Source organism: Cytobacillus firmus DS1 (assembly GCF_000565285.1).
Lineage (GTDB): Bacteria > Bacillota > Bacilli > Bacillales > Cytobacillaceae > Cytobacillus > Cytobacillus firmus_A.
On record NZ_APVL01000001.1, the window covers coordinates 209,796 to 231,115 of the forward strand.

Sequence of the window (21,320 nt, forward strand, 5' to 3'; positions counted from 1 at the left end):
GTGTGGAGAAGTAGTGATGGATTGGAATTCAGTGAATATTTTAGCTGTCTTGCTTGGCGGGGTTTTATATATGATGTATGGGGGAATCTACTATTCTTTATTATTAGGGAAGAAATCACGAAGCAATGAAATTAAGGACCACCAAAGTGATGGCCCTCTTAAATATTTGATTTCTGTCGTTATTGCGTTTATCAGTTCCTTTTTCATTGGTGTCCTTGTGCAATCGATTGGAATCGGAAACTGGATGGAAGGCCTGGCACTGGGCTTTATGATTGGATTCATAATTTCCATGGTTTATTTGAAAAATAGGCTGTTCGGTTTGATGAGCCAAAAGGCATTTTTAATTGCCATAGGCGATCATCTTATTATTTTCACTTTGCTGGGTGCCCTGCATGGGGTATTGAATTAAACATCGCCGGTTTCAGCCGGCGATGTTTCTTTCTGTTAAGATGCTTTATACTTCCCGCCTCATCGCTTTAAGCACATCCACCTGTGTCGCGCGCTTGGCAGGACGCCAGCCGGAGAAGATGGTGACAGTCAGGCAAATCGCCACACTGATCAGTGTCAGGGACCACGGAATGTAGGAAAGCATGAGGCCCTCAGGCGGAGCTTCCTCAAACACTCTTTCCAGCACAAGCGGAAGCGCCAGGTTGACGGCATAGCTGATTCCATAAGCGACAATTGTGCCAAACAGGGCGCCAAGCAGGCCGATATAGCTGCTTTCAAGGACAAAGATCCGCTTAATCGTCTTCGGATGGGCACCGATCGCTTTCATGATGCCGATATCGGGGGCGCGCTCCGTAACGGCCATCGTCATTGTATTATAAATGCCGATGGACGCAATTATTAAAGCAATGGTTCCGATGAAGAGAAGGCCGATTTTTAGAATCGTAAAAACCATATTAATCTGCCTCATCTCGTTCACGATGGAATAAACCATATAATTGTCTTCTTTCAATTTGTCATTGATACCTGTGACAGCCTCGACATCTTTAGCATAAAGGCTGACACTATCGTAAATCCTTCCATTATCTTCGGGCGTTCCTTCAATCTGCTCCGGGTTTCCGCCAGGTGTGCCGGTGAAAGCTTCGACTTCTTTAAAGATGTCTTCAGAAATGAAGACCGTGCGGATCTGCATCCATTCTTTAGAAGGCTTTTTTGTGACCCCGGTTATGGTCAGGGGAATGGACTTTTTAATTTCCTTGCCATCCTCCATTTTGATAACTTCCATTTCAATCGTCTTTCCGACTAACTCACCCTTGTAGGCTAATTCTTCTTTTATCGTTCCATCCTCATTAAAGGCGTTTTCTCCTTCTTTCGGCTCCAGTGACAGACCATCCGCAAAGGAGGAGCCAACCACTACTTCATTTCCTTTTTCCGGGAGTCTTCCTTCAGAAAGCTCAAATCCTGCTTTCACTTCTTCGGGGAAATAGGCCGAAACGGCTTCTGATTGAGCGGTATAATCCTCTGTTTTAAAGATCGGGCTTTGCTGCAGAGATTGCCTGCGGGTGACTGCTTTTACCCCGGTGATTTCTTGAAAATGCTGGATATCTTCATCTTTGATGCCCTGAAAATTTCCTTCGCCCGCTTCCTTGCCGTGAACCTGAACTTCTGTCACAAGGCTGTCTTCCATTACATCCTGGATGATCGATTTATGGAGGCCGAATCCGACTGATGCCAGTACAATCAGAAAGGTACATCCAATCGCTGTGGCTAAAATCGTCATAAACAGCCTTGTTTTATTCTTTTTCATATTTTGCCTTACAAATCGGAATTGATCTTTTACATTCATGCCAATACACCCTCCATAACCCTTCCATCTGTGATTTCAATTGTCTTATGGCCGATGGCTGCCACTTTTTCGTCGTGCGTAATAATCAGGAACGTAATGCCCAGATCACGGTTCAGCTCTTGAATGAACTGGAGCAGCTCGTTTTCTGTTTCGCTGTCCAGGCTGCCAGTCGGTTCATCAGCAAGAATGAGGGGAGGATTCACGACAAGCGCCCGGGCGATGCTGACACGCTGCTGCTGTCCGCCGGAAAGCTCACTTGGATAATGGTCCTTATATTCAATGAGTCCTACACGCTTTAACGTCTCTTCCGTCTTCTGCTGTCTTTCCTTTTCGGGCATTCCCTTGAGAATAAGAGGGAGCTCGACATTCTGGTAAGCCGTCATGCTCGGAATCAGCTGAAAGCTCTGGAAAATGAATCCGAGATTTGCCAGGCGGAAATCAGCGAATTTTCCTTCGTTATAGTCACTGACCTTCTCGCCATGAATCCAGACCTCACCATGCTTTGGCTTAATAAAACCGCTGATGATATTCAAAAGCGTCGACTTCCCGGATCCGCTCCTGCCCACAATTGTTACAATCTCGCCTTTCTCCACTGAAAAAGAAACACCCTCCAATACCGGAATAACCGTCTTCTTTTCTTTTTTGCCAATCTCAAACGCATGGCTTAATTCTCTAACGTCTATCACGCAATAACCTTCCTTCTAAAAAAGTGTCTGCCATCTAGACGTACGAAAGGGCACTTCCGGCTTCAAAAAATATAAAATAATTTTTGGTGACAGGCACCACCCGAATTTTGTCGAATCCATCTCGTTTGGTTTGAATATTTTAAATTTTAAAAGAGATACGACTAATGTGAGTAGTAGTGAACTGTAAAAAAGGAGGAAATGCTATACTAAAATATGACATCGAAGAAATCCTTTTGGCCAGCAATGCCAATGTCGGCGGCCCGACCACTGCTGCTGCGATGGCCATCGCTAAAGGCTGGCAGGACCTGATTGGACCGATTCTCGTTGTCGGAACACTGGGCTATATCATCGGCAACTATGTCGGCACTGCGCTTGGACTGTGGTTTTCCGGTTTATGTAAAAAGAGGGAGGCCCGCATTGAATTTTGCGGGCTATTTCTATTTTGCAAGGCCGTTAACATCTCTGGTATTTCGGTCAATTAATGGATATCGGTCAAAATTTCACTTTATCGTTGAGCCCCTGATATTCCGCGATCCAGCTCCTCTTTCTCCCAAATTTCACCCTTCTTCAAGAAAAATCCAAAGAAATTTTTCAGGATTTGTACTATAATAATAGCTGGTTTATTTTTAGAGTAACGAAATAATAGAAAGCGGTGTTGATACCTTGGATAAACGGTTTGGTACCGTAACGATATTTTCTTCTGTTCAATGGCTATTTTTTATTTTTGCCAATACAGTGATGGTTCCGATCTCGGTTGGAACAGTCTTCGGGCTGCCGGGAGAAACGATTGCGATGATGTTGAGAGCCTCGCTTATCTTTACTGGGCTGGCAACCATTTTTCAAGGCTGGAAAGGACATCGCTACCCGCTCATGGAAGGCCATTCCGGCTTGCTGTGGGGAGTCATCTTAAACCTTGGTCTGTCGGCATCGTCCCTTGGCATGAGCTATACGGAAATCGGGGGCGGAATTGCGACAGGCGTTCTGCTCGCTTCAGCTGTCACCCTAATTCTAGCAGCCTTCAACGGCATCTCTCTGCTAAAATCGATATTCAGCCCTATGGTGATGTCCGTTTACCTGTTCCTATTAACCTTCCAGCTGATTTTTATCTTTTTCAAAGGCATGATGAAGGTCAGTGAACAGGGCACAATTGATGTTCCCATCACCTTTTATTCCTTTGCCCTTGTTATTTTTGTAAGTTTATTAAAATTAAAAGGGAACGCCGTCATCAGCAATTTTTCTATTTTAATAGGGTTGCTGGCAGGCTGGATCGGCTATGATCTCCTGTTTGCAGGTGAAGCGGTCCAGGGGACAGCGGCCGGAGATGTGAGCTTTACGCTGTTTCCGCTGGGACAGCCTAACCTTGAATTCGGAATTGTGTCAGTAGCGTTCTTTGCGTGCCTGATGAACCTGAGCAACACAGTCGCTTCTATCAGTTCTGGTGACCGCCTATTTAAAAAAGAATCCGGGAAGCGCGAGTACCGCGGATCGATTTTTATCACCGCGTTATTTACGGTGATTGGAAGCGGGTTTGGCCTTGTGCCGTATACGCCATTTACCTCATCGATCGGATTCCTTCAGAGTACGCGAATATTGATGAGAACACCATTCTTCATTGGCGGCGCACTGTTGACGGTCATTGGTCTGATTCCGCACCTGGGCTCATGGCTCGCCGGCATGCCGGTAACAGTTGGGAACGCCGTGCTGTTTGTCGCGTATCTGCAGCTGTTCGGGACTGCCTTCAACAGCTTAAGCGGAAAAGTGTTCAACTCAGACACAATCTTCCGTTTAGCCGCACCCGTCCTGATCGGCATCAGCTTGATGAATACACCCGCCGGGGTGTTCGCGGGATTGCCGGTTTTAATTCAGCCATTCTTATCCAACGGGCTTCTAATGGGCGTCCTGATTTCCATTCTTCTTGAGAAAATGGTGAACTGGTCTGCGTTCGAACAGCTGGAATTGAAGAATAACTAGTAAAATCCCCTGTGTGAAGGGGATTTTTTTAAAAGATAAGAAAGTATATAATTTTTGAACGTCGATAACTGTCTAGCAAGCAGCCTAGCCTACCCCCTCGAGGTCACAAGCTTGTCTTGTTTCGGCTCCTAGGGACTCATCATAAGCCGTTTCCTTCCAAAAGGAAATACGCCTTCTTACAGGAACCGTCTTATGCCTGAGGCCCGCAGGACAAGGAAGGCTTCGTCAGCATAATCATCGCACGACCAAAAGCGACAGCTTTTGAGAGGATGCGGGTCATGCAGACGTTGCCACAGGACGAGGCGCTCTTAGTCTGCGTTCCTTCGTGGGCAAGGCGCTTGCGCTTTTCTTAATAGATGGATTGGGCATCTGCAGGCAGGCTGCGGACATGCTTTAAGAATCCGGTCACACGCTTATCATCTTCAAAGGGGTACTCGAATCCCAGTTTCTCCGCGACCTCGACGGCCGTTTTTCTGAAAAGGGAGCACATGGTAAAAAGGGCTTCCCAGATGTGATTAAAATCGGCGTCTGAATAGGTGGATTCGAACTGCTCCCATGCTTCTGCAGGAAGAAAATCGGGCAGATACTTGCCGGTTTTGCCTGCGCTCTTTGTAAAATCGGCTGCGATGCCGGCCATCCATTCCAGCATGGCTATCAGCACACTGCGGTTTATCTGCTCATGCATAAACATCGCGTAAGTCAGCTCCCGGCGCCAAAGCCCTTTGCTGATATTCATTGTGATCCACCAAAACTCATTGCACAAATCCGCAAACTCCTTCGCATCCGGCTTTTTAATGTGATAATCCCGGTCACTGGCTGGCGGCAGGGACCCAATCAATCCATCCTTATCAAGAAGCAGTACACTCAGGCTGTCGGGCTCCAGCAGCTCCTCTATCTTTTCAACCGGAATCAACGTCAGATCAATCCGGTTTCCGTCCATAAACTGCATCAGATAGGGAAAGCGGCCGTTTCCATCGGCAGGCGGCAGCACCTTCTCCTCCGGCATCTGCATCATCACCCGCTCGCCAAACACGTTAACCCAGCTATGATCACAGGTGAAGGATTCCATTTCCCTCACGATGTACACAATATCATAATCCTGAAAAATATCTTTCTTTACATTTGGATTCGCGCGCGACCCATTCAGAATCACCGCACGAACCCGCTCATCTTCCCTGGCTGCTGATTGAATCATATTCATCATCTCGGTTTCGGTTCTAGACTTCATGTGGCCTCCTGTTTGTTTGGTTTTACTTTTAAGATACTTTATTTAGGGGAGGATTCCTTCTGGTGATTCTGATTTATGACTATTTTTTGTGGGATATCTCTATTTGGTTGGCAGCGGCTTTTATTAACGCCCGTTTTGCGGGTGGCTGTCCCATTTGGTCGTTAAAGAGCTGGGCTAACGCCCATTTTTGGTGGTGCCTTTCTCACTTGGTCGTTAAAGAGCTGCATTAATTCCCAATTTTTACAGGTGCCTATCCCATTTAGTCGTAAAAAGCTCAGATTAACTTCCATTTTTCTTGTTGCATCCACCATTTGGTGTTCTACCATTAATACCAAGAAGGGAACATGAAGCCGAAAAAGACTCCAGAGTAGTGAAAATGGTCGCCATAAAGGGTCCATGGAAGCCGAAAAAAGCATCAGAGCCAGAAAAATGGTCGCCCTGGAGCTCTCATGAAGCCGAAAATAGAATCAGAGTGGGGAAATAGTAGCCATGAAGCCAAAATAGGCCGTGAGCCAGAAAAATCGTCCCTAAAAAACAAAAAGAATCAGGCGCCATCCCAAGCACCTGATCCCCACTGCAATTAAGCATGCACCAATTTCACCTGCTGTTTCAAAATCTTGCCGCTCGCATTCCGCGGCAGTTCATCCACAAAGGAATAGATCCGAGGACACTTAAATTCAGCGAGATGTTCGGCTGCAAACGCCCGTAATTCTTCCTCAGACACCTGACTCTTTCGCACAACGACTGCTTTGACGGTCTCACCCCATTCTTCATGGGGCACACCGACGACACAGGATTCCAAAACCGCGTCATGCTTCGCGAGTACTTCTTCAATTTCACGCGGATAAATGTTGACCCCGCCCGAAATAATGACATCTTTTTTACGGTCCACGATGTAAAAGTAGCCATCCTCATCCCGGTAGGCAATGTCGCCGGTATAGAGCCAGCCGTCTTTCAGTACGGCGTTCGTTTCATCAGGATTATTGTCATACCCGAGCATGAGGCTGTCACCTGTCAGAAGAATCTCACCGTATTCATTTGGAGCTGTATCGGTGCCATCCGGCCGGACCACCCGGATTTCCATGTTTACCGTCGGATTTTTGCCGATGCTTCCGGCCTTCTCCAAATGCTCTTCCGGGTATAAGAGAATGCCATTTGGCCCCGCTTCGGTCAGTCCGTATACCTGATAGAAGTTTTCGTTTCGGAACGCCTTTTTCACATGGTGATAGGAGGCAAGAGCCAGCGGGCCGCCGCCATATGCAAAGACACGCATGCTGGATAAATCATAAGAAGCTAAATCCGGATCCTTGGCCGCAAGCAAATAGGCGACAGGGGCCGCAAATGAGAATGTCGTCTTCTCCTGCTGAATCCAGTTCAGGAACACATTTGGAGTAAAGTCGCCGATCACATGGGATGCTCCGCAATATAGCCCGCTCATGAAAAAGGTATTCAAAGGAGCAGAGTGGGAGAGTGGCATCAGGGTGAGCATGGAATCATTATGCGACAAGCTGAAATTAACCGAAACCGCCGAAGCGATCGCCAGAATGCGTTCATGGCTGAACACAACTCCCTTTGGCGTCCCGGTAGTTCCGGATGTGAAAAGAATCTCACAGACGTCCCGCGAATCAATCGGCACATCAAGATTGCCGGCAGAAAAATGAGCAGAAGCCTCAAGAGAATCCTGAATCGAAAAATGGAAATTCAAACTCTCACTTAACGCCGAAACCGACTCTGCCAGCTCAACCTCATACAGAACCCCGGATGCATTCGCACTTTGAAAAACAGCTGACAACTCCTTCGGTGTCAGGCGAATATTCATCGGCAGCGGTATCGCGCCGATTTTCATGCAGGCAAAAAAAGCATAAAAGAAGTGCTCCGTATTGCGGGACATTACCGCAACACGATCGCCCCGCCGGATTCCTTCATCCTGAAAATATCGTGCCAGTCTGTTGCAAGTGCTGTTCATGTCTCCATATGTAAGGCGGTTCGATGCCGTTATAAAAGCATCTTTTTCAGGGAATTTCCTTGCGTTTCTTTCCAATACTCCGTGAATGGTTGCAGCCACTATACTCAGCCCCTTTTTTAATGAATTTATGACTTCACCCGGCTGTTTTCATACTTTTCTTTGTACGTCAAAATGTCTTCCCGCAGCATTTGCAGCTGCATGATCTGTTCTTCGATTTCCCTCAGCTTGCTGTCAGCAAAGGCAATAATCATGCTTTTCTCCGCTTCGCCTTCCGGGTTCGATTCATACAGTTCAATCATTTCTCTGATTTCCTGAAGGCTGAAGCCGAGTTTTTTCCCGCGCAGAATCATCTTCAGCCGGCGGCGCTCGCGATTTGTATAGCTGCGCTGTTTGGTCAGACTGTCCCGGTTTTCCGAAGTCAGCATGCCAATTTCCTCGTAATAGCGTATCGTCCTGGAGCTGATGTCAAACATCGCCGCAAGCTCGCTGATGGTAAATACCTTTTCTTCTGCCATTATGTATCCTCCTAGTTGACGTTAACGTTAGCTTAGTTTTATAATAATTCTGAATATTAGTATTTGTCAATCAAAAAAGGAGTGATTCTTCCATGACGATAACTTCCCAGGACCACCAGATAAGAGGAAACAATTCATACACATTTGATGAGTTTTTAGATCGGCGTGCCAAACAGGATTGGTATAAGGATGATCCCTTTTTGCAAAATGCCTTAAAAAAATATGCAGGCTCGCAATACGAACAGATACATAATGAACTGCAGGTTTTTTCTCCGGCTGTTTCGTCCAAATGGAACACGCTTGCCGAGAGAGCGGCAAGGCCTGAATCCCGTCCGTATATGCTTCATTTTGATGCCTTCAACCACCGCATTGACCGTGTCGTCCGTCCAATGGAAACGCATCAGCTGGAAAAAGAAGTGTTTGGGGAAGGGCTTTTTTCAAGCAAAATGCCATCCTGGGAAAGTTTCACAAAGCGGATGCTGATTCATCAGCTGGGGGAAGCTGGTGTTGCCTGCCCGCTGACATGCACGATTGGATTAATCGCACTCCTTGAACAATATCCGAATGAAGATATTTCTGAGCTGGAGGAAATTTTACTTCATACAAAAGAGGGGCTGGACGGGGACTTTGCGATCGGTGCCCAATTTATGACTGAGATTCAGGGCGGTTCCGATTTGCCTGCCAATGTGCTTGAGGCGGTTCCAGATGGTAAGAACTATCGCCTTTACGGCAATAAATTTTTCTGCTCGGTTGCACATGCCGACTATTCAGTGGTCACTGCAAAGATATCAGGCACTGATAAAGTGTCCACGTTCATTGTTCCGTCCTGGCTGCCTGGTGATAAGGAGAATGAAAAGCGCAACGGCTATGAAATCAACCGGATTAAGTGGAAAATGGGCACGGCCGAGCTGCCAACAGGTGAATTTCAGTATAATGGGGCTCTTGCTTACCCGGTTGGCCCGGCAGGAAAAGGAGTGGCCGTTGCAGTCGGCATCGTTCTGACACTATCCCGCCTTGAAATCGGCATTGCCTGTGCCGCCTTTATGCTCCGTGCAGTCCGGGAAGCCAATATTTATGGAGATTTCCGGACCGTCTTTGGCAAAAAGGTAAAAGATTACCCGCTATCAGCGAGAATGCTGAAAAAAATTGAAAATGCCGCCCATAGGACAGCTGCAGGCGCTTTTAAAATCTATGATCTATTTCTGCGCCTTGACCAGCCGTTGAATGCCGGGATTCCGGTTAACCAGCCGCTCGAACTGAGAAAGCAGCTCTTTAACCTGAGGGAGCTTGTGCTTCTGCAGAAAATCTGTGCGACGAATGAAGGAGCAGAAGTGCTGCGCGATGCCATCTCTGTCTTTGCCGGCCATGGTGTTATGGAGGAATTCTCGTCACTGCCGCGCATCTTCCGGGATGTCGTCGTTAATGAGCAGTGGGAAGGCCCGCGCAATCTGCTGCTGACGCAAATTTACCGGGATATTCAGAGAGTGGCAGACTGGTATCCGCCGGCTGATTTCGTGTCGGATGTGCTTGCAGGTGCTTCTAAGGAAACGATTGATCGATTTGCGGAGCAGCTGACGGATCTCCTGCAGCGCCCGGTGTGCGGGGAAGTGAGCGAAGCCTCCATGGAAGCGGCTGAAGAGTGGGATATGTTCTGCGATTCCTTTTTTAAAGTGTACCAGACGATTGCTCTGGAGGAATTACAGTGACAAAAGAAGCCTGGCAGGGGTCTGCCAGGCTTTATTCGTAACTTTACCAACGAAAATTCACGTTCCAAATTTCTCAATATAAACACCAAATTTCATCTGCGAAACCGCTCAGTGCTTAATCCGATAGATAACCGATGCCAGCAAATTGGCCAGGAAGAAGATCGGATTTCCCTGCATGTTCTCATGCAGAACCAGTTCATGAACCCTCATGCTGTCATACATTTCTCCCTGTGTTTTCCCCTTCGCTTTGTTTTTGGCCTCCATCTCTTTTAGGTTAGCCAAAAAGCGGTATTGCATGGGCAGGATGATGAGAGAAAGCAAAACATATAGCCCGAGAACCACCCAAAAAATGGTTAAAAGCATCTTATCCCCTCCCAGACTGATTAATTCCATTTTACACCAAATAATGCCTACTCGCATTCAAGGACCATGCAAGAACGTACGTTCCTATTTATAGGCATAAATCCGCCGCTTCCAAAATAAGATGAAGTATCATCCAAGAAAAGAGGCGATCCAACCATGATTACAAAAGAGATGCTGGTCCGTTTTGATGAGCTGAACCGCAGGAAAAAGGACCTGGAAGCAGAACTGGATAAATTGAAAGACCTGTTCCACCAGTATTTTGATACAGCAGTGGGACAGAATGAAAAAGGGGAAATCAAGATTGATAGTTATAAACTGCAGAGACAGATTAGGAGGACAGAGAAGTTTGATCCCGCTCCAACTGTCAGCAAACTCGAGGAGCTGAATCTTATCGATCTGATTCAAAAGCGTCCGGATGAAGGCAAAATAAAATCAGCCATGGACCTTGGATTGATTAAGGTAGCGGACCTGGAAGGCTGCAGAATCTCCAGGACCACCGCTGCTCTCCTGATTAAAAAACTGAATTAATCTTTTTTATAAAAAGTGTTTGACCTTCACGCTGCGTAAAGGTGTATCGTTATTAACAGAAAGTACTTTCTATAACTTTTCGAAAGGAGGACCATCGCATGGAATACACAGTGCAGAAGCTTGCGCAGCTGGCCGGGGTCAGCTCGAGGACTCTCAGGTATTATGACGAAATTGGAATTCTTAAGCCGGCAAGAACCAATTCGTCGGGATACCGGATTTATGGCCGGCATGAAGTTGACAGACTGCAGCAGATTCTGTTCTACCGAGAATTGGGCGTCAGCCTCGATCAGATCAAGGAAATCATCACAGCACCCGCTTTCGACGCTGCGGATGCGCTGAAAGAGCACCGCGAGAAACTCCTTGAGAAAAGAAAACAGCTTGATCTGCTTATTACAAATGTAGAAAAAACGATAGCATCAGCAGAAGGGAGAACGAACATGTCAGACAAAGAGAAGTTTGAAGGGTTCAAAAAGAAAATGATTGAAGATAACGAGAAGCAATACGGAAAAGAAATCCGCGAAAAATATGGTGAGGAGGCGGTTAATAAGTCGAATGCCAAACTAATGAACATGACCCGGGAGGAGCATGAGGCTGTAACCAAACTGGCCGAAGAGGTGAACAGCACCTTATCCCAGGCCATGGAAACAGGCGACCCGGCAGGCGGGCTGGCTCAAAAAGCAGCCGAACTGCATAAGCAATGGATCACCTTCTATTGGAACGAATACAGCAAAGAGGCCCACGCCGGCCTTGCAGAAATGTATGTTGCAGATGAAAGGTTTAAAGCTTATTATGATAAAATTCAGCCGGGTGCCGCTGAGTTTTTAAGGGATGCAATCAAGATTTATACTGGACAGCAATAGGTATGAAAGCGGCTGGCTCTGCGGCCGCTTTTTTTTGGCTGAATATCCCGCTGCAGAGGAAAATGGAATCGTTCTGGTTGATAATTGCGTTAGTGCTCCAGGGTAAATGCGTAACATCCCACTTTTTGTGCCACCATGCAAAATATGAGACTGCAGACGAAAATTGCGTTCATCTCTATTCTACTTGCGCCATACAAATTAACTTTGCGCTATCCGCCAATATTTCACTAAAACCATCTGCTTACTGTATGTAACTCCTTCCATAGGGGAAAATGAGTAACAAGATACCAACTCAAAATGGCAGGGGTGATGAGATGAGCCGCATTCCTTCCTATAAAGATGAGCAATCCATTAGGGAGAAATTAAGAGATATTTCTCTTGAGCATTGGGTCCATGAGGATTTGTTCAGTTTTAATTGGTGGCTGCTGCTGGCTGCAAGCATTTTGCCATTTTTTATTTGGTGGAGGCTGCTGGATAAGAGCAGGTTATTTGAAATACTGACTTTCGGCTTAATCTGTGCGATCTTCGCCTGTTTCCTGGATGTCGTAGGTGTGAGCATTCTTTTGTGGGGATATCCGGATAAGCTGTTTCACTTTATCCCTCCGTTAGTCCCTGCGGATTTTGTAATCATTCCGGTATCTGGGATGCTGATTTACCAGTATTTCAGCACATGGAAAAGCTATACCGTCGCAGCAGTGGGCCTGGGAGTCCTGTTTGCTTATATCATTGAACCGTTATTTAGTTTCTTAAATATGTTTGTACTCATAAATTGGAAGCATACTTATTCGTTAATAGGCTTTATCCTCTTTTTTCTGTGTATTCGTCTTTTGACGCTGTCCTTAAAGCGTGCGGTGGAAAAATAAGACAAGCGGTCAGCCAAGCTGGCCGCTGTTTTTCATGATTAATAGTGAGAGCTGTGGAAACACTTTTTACAGCAGCTGTAATGCCGCTCAAATGAGCATTTTTTGCAGGTGCAATGATGAATTTCAGGTGTGCATTTTTTACAGGAGCAGCTTTTATGCTCATAGGAACATTTTTTGCAGGAACAGTGGTGTTTAAAATCGCTTGTGCATTTCTTACAGCCGTGACGTTCAGGCTCTTCTTTCTTTTTGCAGCAGACCTTTTTCTTGTAATAATATTCTTCAACACAATAATGGCACATGGAATTCACTCCTTTCTCCTTCTAATATATGAAGGGAAAGCGAGAAGGAAAGAGCCCTTGTCCATATTGTTTGAAATATCCGCAAATGCCCCCTCATTTTTCGCAGTCTAACGGGCAGTAAGACCCCCGCTTCAAGACTCTGAGAATCAAAGGAGGGTAAGCGGGGGCCAAACTGCCCGTAAAGGCCCGATTGGTTCAACTAACAATCAGTGGGGTATAAGGAAAACCCCCACTGATTGAAGTTTCACTTTATTGAGGGGGCTGTTCACAGTTAATTAACGGTCTCAGGAATCACCTTCACCTTTTTCTGCTTTTTCTTCACCCAGCCAAAATGGAGGTTGGATGAAGAGAACAAGCGATAAACCGCCGGAATCAGGAGAAGCGTAATAAAGGTCGCAAACATCAGGCCGGAAATAATGACCATTGCCATTGGTGCCTGATAGTTGCCGGAAGTTCCCGATGCCAAAGCAAGCGGCAGCATTCCGCCAACAGTAGTCAAAGTGGTCATAAAAATCGGCCGGATCCGGTTTTTGCCGGCTTCGAGAAGTGCATCTTCAATAGAGAAGCCTTCCATGCGAAGCTGGTTCGTACGGTCGATCAGCAGGATTGCGTTATTGAGCACAATCCCAATCAGCATAACAATGCCCATTCCTGACATGACACTAAGTTCCATCTGGGTTAAAAACAGTCCGAGTATGACGCCAACGATGGTCATCGGAATGACAGACATGACGATCAGGGGATGGCCCAGATGGTTAAACTGCACAGCCATCACCAGATACACAAGGAAAAGCGCAATGGCTAAAACAAACACCATATCCATGATCAATTCCTGCTGCTGCTCAAGATCGCCGGCAGCTCCAGCACTATATCCGGCAGGGGCTTCAAAATCATTGATCAGCTTTTGGACATCCCGGTTCACAGCCCCAAGATCCCTGCCTTCGATATCAGCAGAAATGGAAATGAAGCGATCCCCGTCATGATGAGAAATTTCATTCGGTGTTTCTGCACTCTTCAAATCTATGAAGGAGGATAATGCTTTCTCACCCTGGGCAGTCGGAATTTTTAAATCCAGCAGTGCTGACCTGGAATCTGTTTTTTCAGCCCACTTCAAGGCAAGTGGGACCTTTTCTTCATTCATGGCCATTTCCCCAACAGGCAATTCCATGAAAGCCTGCTCCACAAACTGCCTGATTTGCAGCTGGGTTAAGCCTGCTTTTTCAATCGGTTCTTCTTTTAAAACAACAACCTGCTCCTTTGATGTGCGCTCCATCGAATTGGTTACACCAACGATGCCGTCAATTTTTTCGAGCTCCTCTGAAAAATCTCCTGCAAGCTTCTGCAGTTCTGCAAATTCTTCACCCGTAATATTTACTTGAACCGGTGAACCGCCGCCAGCTGACATCGCACTTTGAACATTTTTAACCGGGAGGGTATCAGACAGGCTGCGAAGTTCTTTCATAATGTCTTCATTGACATCTTTTTGCTCTCTTGTAATGTCATCGCCCTTTGTCATATTAATGATCGTATAGAACATACCGCCGCTGTCCATGACATAATTAGACTCTACATCTTCAATGGATTGAAGTTTCTGGTTGATCCCCTGGGCGATATCTTCTTTTTCTTCGGGAGAAAGCCCTGTTTCAAGGTTAACCATCAGCTCTGTGTAGCGGTTGAACATATCCGGCATGATCGTCATCGGAATTTTCGTCACAAGCGTTAAAGAGCCGGCAAACATCAGGAAGAAAATCGCAATGACGGCAAAACTGTACCGTTTTTTCCGGATGGCCCATGCCGCAAGCCGGCTATACATACGCATAATCGGTCCTTCTTTGTGCTCTTTCTTTGGCTTGCGGAGCTTCAGCATTTTCTCCGAAAGAGAAGGGATCAAAGTGAACGAGACAATAACTGAACTGATCAGTGTAATGGCTACAACAGCAGACAGCATGATCATGAATGAGCCCACATCGCCGCCAATCAAACCGATCGGCAGGAACACGACAATCGTCGTAAGCATCGAAGCAATAACAGCGGAGGAAACCTCTTTCGTTCCTTCCAAAACGGACTCAAGCTTGCCCAGTCCCTGTTCCTTCTTTCGATAGATGGATTCGATAATGACAATCGAAGAATCCACCATCATTCCGATTCCAAGACCGAGCCCAATCAGGGTCAGCATATTAAAGCTGTAATCAAATACCCACATCGCCGCAAATGTCAGCAGGATGGAGGTCGGAATCGACAGGCCGATGATAAAAGTGGCCCTGACATTTCTTAAAAAGATCAGCAGTATGGCAATGGCAATGACGCCGCCGATTAAAATGTTGCCGGTCACGCCATCAATCGATTCCTGTACATAATCTGCCTGTGCTACCATTTCGTTCAGTTCAAAGCCCTTTACCAGGCCGTCTTCGCGAATGTTCTTCACTTCATCCCGGACAGCGGCTGCCATTTCGATTTGAGTGGCATTTGCTGAGCGCCCAACCTGGACAAAAATGAAGTCCTTGGTGCCGTTTTTCCAGACGAACGATGAGCTTTCCACCGGCTGAAAACGGACATCTGCCACATCTTTTAAATCAATAAACCCATTTTGAGACGGGATTTTAATATTTTCAACATCCTGCACATTTTCAAGCTTCGTATTCCAGCGGAGAGAGGGGGAACCGGAGTCACTGCTTAGTTCTCCGAGGGTTGCTTCGCTGTTCACCTGCTGAATCGCACCAATGACAGCCGCAGAATCGAGCCCTTTTTCCGTCAATTTGCTGCGGTCGAGTTCAATGATTACCTCATGCTCCTGAACCCCGGCCAGCGATACATCGCGGACTTCCGGCAATGCTTCCAGCCGCGGTTCAAGGGTTTCTTTTGCGAAAGCGGTCATTTCCTCCATGCTGCCGCCGGATACATCCATATAGAATTCATAGCTTTGCGTGGTCCCATACTGCCCGGCCGTGACATCCGTAATTGCTGCATTCCCGCCTTTAGCGGCATTTGCAGCAGACTCTACTTCTTTAAAAAGATCATCGCCCCGGCCCTGTTCAAATGTAATTTGAAATGAACTCCGTCCGATTGCCGATGTGGAGTCAACCGATTCCACTCCCTCAATCCCCCTGATTTGCTGCTCCAGGGGATTGGTAATCGATCGCTCCACTTCAATAGCAGCCATTTCACCCGCGCTGACCTCCACATAAGCGCCATCCATTGTCACCGGAGGCATCAGCTCCTTATCCAATTCCATAATGGAAAAGCTGCCAATGGCCAAAACCAGCACTGTCATAAGCGCTACCAAAATCTTTCTCTCTACAACCATTTTTAATACTTTCATAAACATTCTCCTTACTCCCTAATAGTGAAAATTTGCACCCAAGATCTAATTATACAGACGCAAATAGGTATTAATAACTACTTTTTCTGTAATATTCCAATAATTCGTCCGACCTATTTCGTCAAAGTCTGACCTCGTTTGCAGGAAAAACTTAACATTTATTACAAATACTATCTTAACCGGGATAAAAGAGAGCCATAACGAGCCAGAGACATATATTGCTATCGGACTTAAGGCTGAGAAGAAGCAGGCTGGGATCAAGGGCGAAAACCTTGAAAAGAAGGGGATTGCAGTGAATCTGCCGGATTAACGCCGAAAAAGTGGCGGGAGGAGGGGAAGTGGTAGTTAATCTTCCGGATTATTGACGAAAAAATGGCAGTTAACCACAAAGAGTAACGACGAAAAAGTATCGAGTCAAGAAAAAATGGTAGTTAGTCCCCGGACTAACTACCAAATGTACGATAGCGGAATCAAAACGGCAGTTAATCCCCATCACCTGACGAAAATATAAAAATAATATTAACAGGCAAGGGATTAATATCCCCGCCATTCAGCCTATAACCCTTCCAAAATGACAATCCCAAACAGTATGTTATACTGAAGAAATCATAAAACTCCCAATATTGGAGGAGAGATCATGTTCACTGTTTTTTCAACATTCGACGTTCCCGATGAAAAGTCGGAAGAAGTCATTCGCATATATAAAAATCGTTCGCGGTCGGTCGACCAGGCAGAGGGGTTTGTCGATTTTCTGCTTCTGCAGAATGATAAGCGCGCCGGTGAACTGACTGTGCAGCTCATTTTTGATACAAAAGAAAACTATTTAAACTGGGTCCGGAGCGAAGATTTTAAAAGAATCCATGATTTAGAGAAAAAGTATCCGGATCAGGAACTGGCTGCTGTGGTTCCGAAGGTTTCTCAATATAAGGTGGTGGCTAAGTGAATTATGAAAAGATCGTAAACGGCGTAACCGAAAAGATCTATGAACGCGAGCCTTCTCTGCTTCAGCGCTTCGGAGTGCAAGGGAAAGAGAAGTGCCGCGAGGATAACCATCATCATATGAAGCATCTCGAGACAGCTTACGAGCTGGATCAATCTGCTTTTTTCACTGACTATGCTGTCTGGCTTGATGGTATTTTAAAGAAGCATGGGATGGAGTCCCGGCATCTGATCGACAACTTCGAAATCATTCAGGCTGTGCTGGCTGAGGAGAAAGAGTCTGCGGAGAAGGCAGAACGATTCCATCTTTACCTGGCGGAAGCTATCTCTGTCTTGAAAGGTGAACCAGCGAAAGGGGGCGCGTAGGATGCGGCAGGCAGAAATACTTGCTTCCTTATTACTTGAGGGAAATTCCGGGAAAGTTTGGGAAAACATCCGAAAGCATCCGCAGCTATCGCGTATCGAGGTTTATCAAAATTTGATTACACCTGCGATGCAGCACATCGGCTACCTATGGGAGACGAATCAAATTACAGTGGCAGATGAGCACCTGGCAACAGCTACATGTGATTTTGTACTGTCCAAACTCGCTTACCAAAGTGAAAAAAGACAATCTGGCCAAAAAGCCATGTTCCTCTGCCTGGATGGGGAACAGCACTATATTGGCCTGAAGATGGTCAACAGCCTTTTTGAAGAGCATGGCTGGGACACGAAGTATTTTGGTCCAAGCCTCCCTTTGGAATATGCGCTGAAAACGGCAAAAGACTGGAAGCCAAGCGTAATCGGACTATCAGTCACCATCGTCTATCACCTGCCGAAGCTGAAGGAATATGCCGAGGTATTTGCCAAACTGCCGCATAAGCCGGCTGTTATCATTGGCGGGCGATTAGCAGGGAAGTATGACCTGGTTCCGTATTGTTCCGATCGTACAGTTATCCTTAAGGATTTGCCTGAAACAAAGCAATGGCTCCAAAATTATGAAGCGGGAGGACAGCAAAATGCAATATTTTAATCATGCGCTTCCGCTTGCGTTTTTAAAGGCTGACAGAAACGGAAAAATCATTAGCTACTCCACTATAGCACGGGAAAGTTTTGACCTGAGCGGCGGGCATCTAAAAGGAATCATAGATGAAGAAAGCATTGAAAAGCTGATTCAATACAGCTGGGAGCCCGGTTTGGATCCTGTGAAGCTTGAACTGAACATGAAAACCAGAGAAATGCCTCTCTGTTTATTTGAGGTTCATATCCAATGGGACAGCGAGGATTATGCCAATATGCTGTTTTTGCCCAAAGACAGCTCAAACGAGGGACTGATGGATAAACTGATGCAGCTGCAGAAGCGCCTCACCTCCACCGACTTTGAACTTTTGGAGAAAAAAGAAGAGCTGGAGCAGGTGCTGACCCGCCTGAATCAATTGTCCGGTCCGTTTATACCGCTCTCTGAAACGCTTTGCCTGATCCCTTTATTTGGCGATATAACTGCAGATAAAATTAACATTATTTCAGAAAGCTGCCTGAAGGCTGTTTTTGCCGGCGAATATGACGAAATCCTTTTTGATCTGACAGCAGTGGGGGAAATTGAAGGAAAAGGCATCGAGAAATTCACTCAGCTGATTAAAACATTAAACTTCATGACAGGCAGCATCATCAAATTGATTGGCATAAAGCCAAACCTGGCTGAAGTGCTGAATAACTACAAGCTGGATGAATGGGTGCAGATCGATCAATCCCTGAAGCAGGTTTTAAATATCTATTTTAATCGGAATGAGCTGGGGGCCTCTTAGGGGGTCTTTTTTTTTGCAGAAAAATGCATGATTTTTATAGATGAAGGGAGGATAGTAATAACCTAAATGATGGGGGAACATTCATGCCTGAAAGACCACCGATTACATCAAATGAACTGGCTACGCTTTGGATGACTTATCAGCAGAAAACCATGTTCTTTAGAATGCTTGAATACTTTATTGAACAATCCAATGACGAAGAAGCGAAAAAAATAATGTCCGATTTACAGGGTGAAGTAGCCTCATTTATCCAAAGAATCGCTGGAATTATGAAAGAGGAAGGGGCGGCCATTCCGGTCGGATTTACCGAACAGGATGTGACTCCTGATGCACCGGCATTATTCGCCAATGGATTTGATATCCTGTTCGTGCGCCTGATGAAGTCGATCAGTATGGGACTGCACACTCTGCACTTAAGTATGTCTTACCGGGAAGATATTATCTTACTGTATAGAGATCTTACTTCCATGACCCAGGAATATTCCAGAAAATGCACCCAATACTTACTGGGAAAAGGTCTGCTGATCCGCGCGCCTTTTGTGACCATGCCAGAAAAGACTGAATTTGTAAAGGATACAAATTATTTAAAGGGAACAAACATGCTGGGAAGTAAACGGACAATCAACACGGTTGAGCTAGGCCAGCTGTATTTTACAATTGAAGCCAATGTGACAGGCATGCAGATGATTACAGGTTTTGCTCAATGCGCACAGACAAAAGAAGTAAGGAAGTATTTTTTAGAAGGAACAGAACTGGCAAAGGGAATTATTAGCGAGTTCACTGAGATGCTGCTGGAGGATGGAATTCAAACCCCAATTGGTCCAGGAGGCCATGCCACCCGTTCTACTGCTGCCCCGTTCTCCGATAAGCTTATGATGTACTGCATTAGTCTGTTCTGCAGCTTTTCAATCGGGAAAAATGCAATCGGAACAGCCTTCAGCCTAAGAAACGACATTCCGGCCAAAGCCGCCATCTTTACAAAAGACATCTTCGAATACGCCCACCGCGGCGCCAAAATCATGATCCAGAACGGCTGGATGGAAGAACCGCCGCAAATGGAAGAGCGCCGGAATCTCATAAAGTGACAGGCACCACCCGAAATTTGTCGAATCAGAGAAATATCCTTGTGAGGGTATTTCTTTTTTGTTTCTAAATGCGGAATAGTTTGACAATTACCCCGTTTAAAATCATGATAGTAAGTAAAATATTCGAAAGTCGGGGGCAGAAAAATGGGTTTGCCGAAGGAGAGGCATAACGGATACAGTCAGGCGGAACAAAAGGGTTCCTTCATAAGGGATTTGACAGCGGAAAACATTTCATCTGGAATCATTGCAAGCACGCTGGTCATGACGGGGCCGGCACTGATCATTCTTCAGGCGGCGTCAGCAGGGGGATTCACGGATCAGCAGACGATTAACTGGATGTTTGCAGTATATTTTTTCGGAGGTGTCTACAGCATTCTTATGCCGCTACTTTATCGTATTCCCATTACAGGGGGGCATTCGATTACAGGTGCTGCATTTTTGGCGACGGTGACTGCGCAATACTCATATCCTGAGCTGATCGGCGGGTATGTGATGTCCGGGCTGCTGATATTTCTGGTCGGCATATCCGGCCTGTTTACAAAAATCATTGGCTGGGTGCCAAAAGAGGTCATCGCCTCCATGCTTGGCGGGCTGGTTGCCGGGTATGTCGTGAAGCTTGTGCCGGCCATACAGGAAATGCCTGTTGTCGGAGGAGCGGCATTAATCAGTTTTCTTCTTTTTACGAGGTACGTGAAAAAGTTTCCGCCTGTGCTCGCAGCCGGTGCGGCTGCCTTTGCCGCATTGCTTTTGACAGCCGATGTACATCCGGCCAAAGAGATAGCTTATTTCCTGCCGTCTATCCAAATGCCGGAATTCAGCTGGATGGGGCTCGTAACAATTGCTCTGCCGCTGGCGATGCTAATACTCAGCAATGATGCTGCACCGGGAATCGGGGCTCTCGAAAGTGAGGACTTTAAACCGCCAATTCGTAAAATCGTCTCGTCCAGTGGTTTCTTCTCCGTAATCACAAGCTTCTTTGGCGGCCAGTGTGCCAATATTGCCGGCATGATGAGCGCCATCTGTGCCGGGCCGGATTCAGGGCCGAGGGAGAAAAGGTATATGGGAGCAGTTGTATCAGGCGCGATTACGATTGTCTTCGGCATATTTGCCTGGAAAATCGTGCCCTTTATCCAGTCGCTTCCCCAAGCTTTCGTTTCATTGCTGGCAGGGTTCGCTCTGATTGGCGTCCTGCATTCCAGCCTGCAAACAGGCTTTTCCGGAAACCGGTACAGGTTAAGTGCCCTCGCAGCCTTCATCGTCACCCTATCAGGCGTGAGCTTTCTCCATATCAGCGCGCCAGTTTGGGGACTCATTGCCGGGGCGGTATTGGCGCGGACAATAGAGAGGCATTGAAGTGAAAAAGGATAGATTGTCAGAAAAATAGACAGGTTGAGCAATAATAGACTGTAATGACAT

At 46.3% G+C, this 21,320-nt stretch carries 20 protein-coding genes and 1 pseudogene; 14 read left to right on the forward strand and 7 right to left on the reverse strand.

Going from position 1 to position 21,320, the window contains the following annotated elements; translation table 11 throughout:
- Nucleotides 1-16 precede the first annotated feature (16 nt).
- On the forward strand, nucleotides 17-409 hold the full coding sequence (locus tag PBF_RS01085) for a DUF1761 domain-containing protein (RefSeq protein ID WP_035325950.1): 393 nt from the start codon (nucleotides 17-19) through the stop codon (nucleotides 407-409).
- A 45-nt stretch (nucleotides 410-454) separates the two neighbouring features.
- On the opposite strand, the gene PBF_RS01090 is transcribed toward PBF_RS01085, so the two are convergent.
- Nucleotides 455-1,792 carry an ABC transporter permease gene (locus PBF_RS01090; RefSeq protein ID WP_035325954.1) on the reverse strand — a complete coding sequence of 446 codons (1,338 nt, stop codon included), beginning with the start codon at nucleotides 1,790-1,792 and terminating at the stop codon, nucleotides 455-457.
- Nucleotides 1,789-2,478, reverse strand: coding sequence for an ABC transporter ATP-binding protein (locus PBF_RS01095; RefSeq protein WP_035325957.1), 690 nt, complete (start codon nucleotides 2,476-2,478; stop codon nucleotides 1,789-1,791). The genes PBF_RS01090 and PBF_RS01095 overlap by 4 nt, the downstream gene beginning before the upstream one ends.
- Before the next feature lie 203 nt (nucleotides 2,479-2,681).
- On the opposite strand from PBF_RS01095, the pseudogene PBF_RS01100 reads away from it, so the two are divergent.
- Together PBF_RS01100 and PBF_RS01105 are read left to right on the forward strand one after the other, a co-directional pair.
- A pseudogene (locus tag PBF_RS01100) lies at nucleotides 2,682-2,870 on the forward strand (DUF819 family protein); the annotation flags it as partial.
- A 271-nt stretch (nucleotides 2,871-3,141) separates the two neighbouring features.
- The gene (locus PBF_RS01105) at nucleotides 3,142-4,449 is read left to right on the forward strand and encodes a uracil/xanthine transporter (RefSeq protein WP_035325963.1); all 1,308 of its coding nucleotides are present in this window, start codon (nucleotides 3,142-3,144) and stop codon (nucleotides 4,447-4,449) included.
- A gap of 349 nt (nucleotides 4,450-4,798) precedes the next feature.
- Here PBF_RS01105 and PBF_RS01110 read toward each other — a convergent pair whose 3' ends face one another.
- The 3 genes from PBF_RS01110 to PBF_RS01120 form a co-directional block, all read right to left on the reverse strand.
- Entirely contained in the window at nucleotides 4,799-5,677 is an 879-nt protein-coding gene (locus tag PBF_RS01110) for an aminoglycoside 6-adenylyltransferase (RefSeq protein ID WP_035325967.1), read from the reverse strand.
- Nucleotides 5,678-6,257: 580 nt separating this feature from the next.
- The gene (locus PBF_RS01115) at nucleotides 6,258-7,742 is read right to left on the reverse strand and encodes a class I adenylate-forming enzyme family protein (RefSeq protein ID WP_035325970.1); all 1,485 of its coding nucleotides are present in this window, start codon (nucleotides 7,740-7,742) and stop codon (nucleotides 6,258-6,260) included.
- Between the two features lie 26 nt (nucleotides 7,743-7,768).
- Nucleotides 7,769-8,158, reverse strand: a complete 390-nt coding sequence (locus PBF_RS01120) for a MerR family DNA-binding protein (RefSeq protein WP_035325973.1) — start codon at nucleotides 8,156-8,158, stop codon at nucleotides 7,769-7,771.
- Between the two features lie 92 nt (nucleotides 8,159-8,250).
- Between PBF_RS01120 and PBF_RS01125 the strand changes: the two genes are divergently transcribed.
- The gene (locus tag PBF_RS01125; protein ID WP_035325977.1) at nucleotides 8,251-9,864 is read left to right on the forward strand and encodes an acyl-CoA dehydrogenase family protein; all 1,614 of its coding nucleotides are present in this window, start codon (nucleotides 8,251-8,253) and stop codon (nucleotides 9,862-9,864) included.
- A gap of 108 nt (nucleotides 9,865-9,972) precedes the next feature.
- Here the strand turns inward: PBF_RS01125 and PBF_RS01130 are convergent, their stop codons facing one another.
- Entirely contained in the window at nucleotides 9,973-10,227 is a 255-nt protein-coding gene (locus PBF_RS01130) for a DUF3949 domain-containing protein (protein WP_035325980.1), read from the reverse strand.
- Nucleotides 10,228-10,383: 156 nt separating this feature from the next.
- Between PBF_RS01130 and PBF_RS01135 the strand changes: the two genes are divergently transcribed.
- The 4 genes from PBF_RS01135 to PBF_RS26355 all read left to right on the forward strand — a co-directional run bounded on the left by PBF_RS01135 (nucleotide 10,384) and on the right by PBF_RS26355 (nucleotide 12,888).
- Nucleotides 10,384-10,755 carry a hypothetical protein gene (locus tag PBF_RS01135; RefSeq protein ID WP_035325983.1) on the forward strand — a complete coding sequence of 124 codons (372 nt, stop codon included), beginning with the start codon at nucleotides 10,384-10,386 and terminating at the stop codon, nucleotides 10,753-10,755.
- A gap of 98 nt (nucleotides 10,756-10,853) precedes the next feature.
- The gene (locus PBF_RS01140) at nucleotides 10,854-11,615 is read left to right on the forward strand and encodes a MerR family transcriptional regulator (protein ID WP_035325986.1); all 762 of its coding nucleotides are present in this window, start codon (nucleotides 10,854-10,856) and stop codon (nucleotides 11,613-11,615) included.
- 272 nt (nucleotides 11,616-11,887) lie between these two features.
- Nucleotides 11,888-12,478 (forward strand): CBO0543 family protein, encoded by a 591-nt coding sequence (locus tag PBF_RS01145; protein WP_235192176.1) that lies wholly within the window; start codon nucleotides 11,888-11,890, stop codon nucleotides 12,476-12,478.
- A gap of 155 nt (nucleotides 12,479-12,633) precedes the next feature.
- Nucleotides 12,634-12,888 carry a hypothetical protein gene (locus PBF_RS26355; RefSeq protein ID WP_200870000.1) on the forward strand — a complete coding sequence of 85 codons (255 nt, stop codon included), beginning with the start codon at nucleotides 12,634-12,636 and terminating at the stop codon, nucleotides 12,886-12,888.
- A gap of 160 nt (nucleotides 12,889-13,048) precedes the next feature.
- Here PBF_RS26355 and PBF_RS01155 read toward each other — a convergent pair whose 3' ends face one another.
- Nucleotides 13,049-16,096, reverse strand: coding sequence for an efflux RND transporter permease subunit (locus PBF_RS01155; protein ID WP_035325993.1), 3,048 nt, complete (start codon nucleotides 16,094-16,096; stop codon nucleotides 13,049-13,051).
- A 637-nt stretch (nucleotides 16,097-16,733) separates the two neighbouring features.
- On the opposite strand from PBF_RS01155, the gene PBF_RS01160 reads away from it, so the two are divergent.
- From PBF_RS01160 to PBF_RS01185, 6 genes are all read left to right on the forward strand, one after another.
- Nucleotides 16,734-17,039 carry an antibiotic biosynthesis monooxygenase family protein gene (locus tag PBF_RS01160; RefSeq protein ID WP_035325995.1) on the forward strand — a complete coding sequence of 102 codons (306 nt, stop codon included), beginning with the start codon at nucleotides 16,734-16,736 and terminating at the stop codon, nucleotides 17,037-17,039.
- The gene (locus tag PBF_RS01165; RefSeq protein WP_035325998.1) at nucleotides 17,036-17,401 is read left to right on the forward strand and encodes a hypothetical protein; all 366 of its coding nucleotides are present in this window, start codon (nucleotides 17,036-17,038) and stop codon (nucleotides 17,399-17,401) included. The genes PBF_RS01160 and PBF_RS01165 overlap by 4 nt, the downstream gene beginning before the upstream one ends.
- 1 nt (nucleotide 17,402) lies before the next feature.
- Nucleotides 17,403-18,047 carry a cobalamin B12-binding domain-containing protein gene (locus tag PBF_RS01170; RefSeq protein ID WP_035326006.1) on the forward strand — a complete coding sequence of 215 codons (645 nt, stop codon included), beginning with the start codon at nucleotides 17,403-17,405 and terminating at the stop codon, nucleotides 18,045-18,047.
- Nucleotides 18,034-18,819: an STAS domain-containing protein gene (locus PBF_RS01175; protein WP_035326009.1), complete on the forward strand. Its 786-nt coding sequence runs from the start codon at nucleotides 18,034-18,036 to the stop codon at nucleotides 18,817-18,819. Before PBF_RS01170 ends, PBF_RS01175 begins: the two co-directional genes overlap by 14 nt.
- Before the next feature lie 83 nt (nucleotides 18,820-18,902).
- Nucleotides 18,903-19,904: a DUF3231 family protein gene (locus PBF_RS01180; protein WP_035326011.1), complete on the forward strand. Its 1,002-nt coding sequence runs from the start codon at nucleotides 18,903-18,905 to the stop codon at nucleotides 19,902-19,904.
- Nucleotides 19,905-20,048: 144 nt separating this feature from the next.
- Nucleotides 20,049-21,257 (forward strand): benzoate/H(+) symporter BenE family transporter, encoded by a 1,209-nt coding sequence (locus tag PBF_RS01185; protein ID WP_035326014.1) that lies wholly within the window; start codon nucleotides 20,049-20,051, stop codon nucleotides 21,255-21,257.
- The last annotated feature ends 63 nt before the right edge of the window (nucleotides 21,258-21,320 follow it).

What these genes read in the sequence shown, in the direction of transcription:
- PBF_RS01085 (WP_035325950.1), top strand. Translation starts at nt 17, where the DNA reads ATGGATTGGAATTCAGTGAATATTTTAGCTGTCTTGCTTGGCGGGGTT.
- PBF_RS01090 (WP_035325954.1), bottom strand. Translation starts at nt 1,792, where the DNA reads ATGAATGTAAAAGATCAATTCCGATTTGTAAGGCAAAATATGAAAAAG.
- PBF_RS01110 (WP_035325967.1), bottom strand. Translation starts at nt 5,677, where the DNA reads ATGAAGTCTAGAACCGAAACCGAGATGATGAATATGATTCAATCAGCA.
- PBF_RS01120 (WP_035325973.1), bottom strand. Translation starts at nt 8,158, where the DNA reads ATGGCAGAAGAAAAGGTATTTACCATCAGCGAGCTTGCGGCGATGTTT.
- PBF_RS01125 (WP_035325977.1), top strand. Translation starts at nt 8,251, where the DNA reads ATGACGATAACTTCCCAGGACCACCAGATAAGAGGAAACAATTCATAC.
- PBF_RS01130 (WP_035325980.1), bottom strand. Translation starts at nt 10,227, where the DNA reads ATGCTTTTAACCATTTTTTGGGTGGTTCTCGGGCTATATGTTTTGCTT.
- PBF_RS01135 (WP_035325983.1), top strand. Translation starts at nt 10,384, where the DNA reads ATGATTACAAAAGAGATGCTGGTCCGTTTTGATGAGCTGAACCGCAGG.
- PBF_RS01140 (WP_035325986.1), top strand. Translation starts at nt 10,854, where the DNA reads ATGGAATACACAGTGCAGAAGCTTGCGCAGCTGGCCGGGGTCAGCTCG.
- PBF_RS01145 (WP_235192176.1), top strand. Translation starts at nt 11,888, where the DNA reads ATGAGTAACAAGATACCAACTCAAAATGGCAGGGGTGATGAGATGAGC.
- PBF_RS26355 (WP_200870000.1), top strand. Translation starts at nt 12,634, where the DNA reads ATGCTCATAGGAACATTTTTTGCAGGAACAGTGGTGTTTAAAATCGCT.
- PBF_RS01155 (WP_035325993.1), bottom strand. Translation starts at nt 16,096, where the DNA reads ATGAAAGTATTAAAAATGGTTGTAGAGAGAAAGATTTTGGTAGCGCTT.
- PBF_RS01160 (WP_035325995.1), top strand. Translation starts at nt 16,734, where the DNA reads ATGTTCACTGTTTTTTCAACATTCGACGTTCCCGATGAAAAGTCGGAA.
- PBF_RS01170 (WP_035326006.1), top strand. Translation starts at nt 17,403, where the DNA reads ATGCGGCAGGCAGAAATACTTGCTTCCTTATTACTTGAGGGAAATTCC.
- PBF_RS01175 (WP_035326009.1), top strand. Translation starts at nt 18,034, where the DNA reads ATGCAATATTTTAATCATGCGCTTCCGCTTGCGTTTTTAAAGGCTGAC.
- PBF_RS01180 (WP_035326011.1), top strand. Translation starts at nt 18,903, where the DNA reads ATGCCTGAAAGACCACCGATTACATCAAATGAACTGGCTACGCTTTGG.
- PBF_RS01185 (WP_035326014.1), top strand. Translation starts at nt 20,049, where the DNA reads ATGGGTTTGCCGAAGGAGAGGCATAACGGATACAGTCAGGCGGAACAA.